This window comes from Nitrospira sp. BLG_2, from assembly GCF_049222245.1.
Genome location: NZ_JBLYIG010000284.1, coordinates 1 through 3594, shown reverse-complemented (window position 1 = coordinate 3594; position 3594 = coordinate 1). Strand labels below are relative to the sequence as shown.

Here is a 3594-nt window from a genome sequence, read left to right as displayed (position 1 = left end):
TCCAGAACCAACTTGATTTCTCCGGGTTGGCGATTGGTCTTGACGCCGACCAAAGACTGGAATTTGCTGCTGAAACATCGAGTTTGGTTCCTAGCGCAGAACAAGGATTTCTTCGGGGCCAGCGGCCTGCGGGATGTCACGGGAAATTCCGGTGGTTCGTTAGGCCATGATGTCGAGCTGCAAGCGCAATGGCAAATCAATGCCAACCTGGACTTTGACGCCGGGTATGTCCATTGGTTCAAGGGGTCCTATTTTGACAGCCCCACCATCCTGGCCCAAATGCCATCCGGTGGAAACAAGGATTCGGACTACTTTTATATTTCCGTGCGAGTCAGAATCTAGCGGTTGTTAACAACAACCCTCTACGAGAGCCGTCACGACGAGACGAGAAACCCGTGGATGCAACAAACGCAGGTGTGTTCAGACGGTTCAAGTCGGCCACGGCCAGCGTGCGGCGAGACACAGTTGGCGCCGTGTTCGATCTCCTGCAAGAAAGGATCGACCATGAGACAGCGGCTTCTTCCCTGGTGTGTGTGGGTCATCGTGATACTGGCGGGCGCCCCGGCGTTTGCCGAGCAAGCGGTGGTAGCAGTGGCGGCGAATTTTATTCCGCCGTTCCGCGAGATCGCATCGGAGTTTGAAAAATCAACGGGCCATCAGTTGCAGGTGGCGGGAGGGTCCTCCGGAAGCTTCTATACACAAATCAAGAACGGCGCGCCGTTCGATGTGTTTTTCTCTGCCGATAGGGAACGTCCTAAACTGTTGGAAGACGAGGGATTCGGCGTCAAGTATTCCCGCTTTACCTATGCGATCGGCCGTCTGGTGCTGTGGAGTTCGAATGCGAGCCTGATCAAGGGAGAAGAGACGTTACGTTCAAAACAGTTCAAACGCCTGGCTATCGCAAACCCCAAGACGGCGCCATACGGTGTCGCGGCGATGCAGACGATGCAAAAGCTGGAACTTTGGGACAGCCTGCAGCCTCACATTGTGATGGGAGAAAGTATCGGACAAACCATGGGGTTCATCGAATCCGGCAATGCTCAGTTGGGTTTCGTGGCCTTGTCTCAAGTCATGGATGCCAAGTTCAAGGGAAAGGGCAGCCGGTGGGAAGTCCCAACCAATTTGCATGAATCGATCAAGCAAGATGTGATTTTGCTGACGAAGGGCAAGGAGAACCCAGCGGCAAAAGCCCTCCTGGAGTTCATCGGTGGTCCGCAAGCCAAAGCCATCATTGAACGCTTTGGCTATGAGCTGAAGTAGGAGGACACATGGGAGTCCTGACAGATTTTGATTTGAGCGCGCTGTGGGTCACCCTGCGACTTGCGACAATGACGGTGATCGTCCTATTAATTGTGGGCACGCCTCTCGCCTGGTGGCTGGCTCATACTCGTTCCCGGTTCAGACCCATCGTAGAAGCCGCTGTCGCACTGCCGATTGTCCTCCCTCCCACCGTCCTGGGGTTCTACATCCTGATCGCGCTGGGTCCGTACGGACCGCTCGGTCGTTTTGCTCACCTCTCACTGGCCTTCACCTTCACCGGTCTGGTGATCGCCTCAGTGTTTTATTCGATGCCATTCGTGATCCAGCCGCTGCAAAGCGCATTTGAAGCGGTCGGCAAAGCTCCGCTGGAAGCGGCCTGGTCGCTCCGCGCGTCGAAATGGGATGCGTTTTTGACGGTCATCTCTCCGATCGCCTTGCGCGGCTATATCAGTGCGATCGTGCTTGGGTTTGCGCATACCATGGGCGAGTTTGGGGTCGTGCTCATGGTCGGCGGCTCGATTCCAGGACAAACGCGTGTGCTGTCCACGACTATCTTCGAGCATGTCGAAGTCGGGGAATACGCCCAAGCGCATGTCGTCTCGGCCTTCATGCTGGTCTTTTCGTTTCTTGTCTTGCTGACCGTGTATATCACGAATCGCCGATTTCCCATCCATGCGTCATGAGTCACTTGCTGGCGCGCTTTGATGTGCGGTTTCCGACTTTTCATCTGAACGTCAGTTTGGATGTGCCCATGTCCGGTATTACCGCAATCTTTGGCGCCTCTGGGTCGGGGAAGACCACGCTCTTGAGATGTCTGGCCGGACTTGAACGGGCCCCCGACGGCTTCATGCAGTTCGGCGCCGAGATCTGGCAGGACGAGAAGATCGGTCTCTGTCGACCGCTCTATCAACGTCCCATCGGGTATGTGTTCCAAGAACCTCGATTGTTTCCCCACTACAACGTCCGCGCGAATCTTCTGTACGGGTTTAAGCGCGTGCCGGTAGGAGAACGCCGTCTTGCGATCGAGCAGGTCGTCGAGATTCTCGGCATCGGCCATCTTATGGAACGCCGCATTCACAAACTCTCCGGCGGCGAGCAACAGCGGGTGGCGATCGGCCGGGCGCTGCTGACCAGTCCTCAGCTGCTCTTGCTGGACGAACCGCTCGCCTCGCTCGACATCCAGCGCAAGCAAGAGCTTCTTCCGTTCATACGTCGTCTTCATGAGGAGCTGCGGATCCCCGTGATGTACGTCAGCCATGCCATCACTGAAATCCTCCAACTGGCCGACCGTGTCATTCTGTTGAAGGAAGGACACGTCGTGAGAGCCGGTGCGCTCGATGAGGCATTCACCTCTCTACAATACCGGGGGAGTTTCGGATCCCATCGAGTCGGCGCCGTCTTGGACGCTCGCGTCGCGGGGCATGACGCGGAATACGGCCTGACCCGACTGGAGTTTCATGGCCAGCCCCTCTTTGTTCCGCTTCAGGCTGTCGCGGTTGGACAGGTCATGCGGGTACACATCCTTTCCAGCGACGTCAGTCTCGTCATAGGGAAAACCGTTGCGCCGACCAGCGTGTTGAATATTCTCGAATCAACGATTGTCGAGATCCGGGAAATAAATCAATCGTCAGTAGACGTGTTGTTGGATATCGGCGCGCCGCTCGTGGCCAGCATCACCCGCAAATCGTGTGTCACATTGGGGCTGCAACCAGGGCAGCGAGTCTTCGCGCATATCAAAACCGTCGCGTTGAATGAAGAGTTGATGACATAGCGGATTGATCATCCGTGATCGGAAGGTCTGCTGATGAGTCATGAAACCACCTATGGCGGAAGAGCACATGAACATCCTGGAGGAATCCTCCTGATATCCGATTTCACGGTCAACCTGATCAGAGGGGTCGTTCACTGTCAGGAGCCGGGCCTTATCCGCACCACGGTACATATCCGCTCAGGACACCGGATCGATCTCCGAGTGAAGCTGCCACTCAACCATGCGTATGACTTTTTGCAAGGACAACAGGTTATCGCCACGATTCCCGCCGAAGCGGCGACGCAGCTCGACGATCTGCTTTGGGAACCGCTCCCTGCTGCGAGGGGTGAACCTTGGTTGCTCACCCCTCGCGAGGGTTGTGACGCTGAACCAAACACTCTACGTTTAAAACGGCTCAGTCAATATATTGTTGGCTCTTCAAATTTTTGTGTGGGTTGGATAGAGATCCAATCTTCCACAATGGAAATAGATCGCGGTTTTGAAATGCTCGACATTGCGGAAGCCGCGGGCAGTCTTCTTCACCCACTGGATGGTGGCATTGAGGGCTTCCACGCCCGCATTGG

General features: G+C 55.7%; 5 protein-coding genes. 4 read left to right on the top strand and 1 reads right to left on the bottom strand.

The genetic code is table 11. The annotated features are described in order from the left end of the window. The 4 genes from ACOSYY_RS07870 to modC all read left to right on the top strand — a co-directional run. Positions 1-342, top strand: a 342-nt coding sequence (locus ACOSYY_RS07870; RefSeq protein ID WP_421661716.1) for an alginate export family protein, incomplete at its 5' end; no start/stop codon positions are given. A 162-nt stretch (positions 343-504) separates the two neighbouring features. Further along, positions 505-1260, top strand: coding sequence for a molybdate ABC transporter substrate-binding protein (gene modA / locus ACOSYY_RS07865; protein WP_421661715.1), 756 nt, complete (start codon positions 505-507; stop codon positions 1258-1260). Between the two features lie 8 nt (positions 1261-1268). Further along, positions 1269-1943: a molybdate ABC transporter permease subunit gene (gene modB / locus ACOSYY_RS07860; protein WP_421661714.1), complete on the top strand. Its 675-nt coding sequence runs from the start codon at positions 1269-1271 to the stop codon at positions 1941-1943. Beyond that, positions 1940-3031 carry a molybdenum ABC transporter ATP-binding protein gene (gene modC, locus ACOSYY_RS07855; RefSeq protein WP_421661713.1) on the top strand — a complete coding sequence of 364 codons (1092 nt, stop codon included), beginning with the start codon at positions 1940-1942 and terminating at the stop codon, positions 3029-3031. Before modB ends, modC begins: the two co-directional genes overlap by 4 nt. A 417-nt stretch (positions 3032-3448) precedes the next feature. On the opposite strand, the gene ACOSYY_RS07850 is transcribed toward modC, so the two are convergent. Then, positions 3449-3553, bottom strand: a complete 105-nt coding sequence (locus tag ACOSYY_RS07850) for a hypothetical protein (RefSeq protein ID WP_421661717.1) — start codon at positions 3551-3553, stop codon at positions 3449-3451. Positions 3554-3594: the final 41 nt, after the last annotated feature.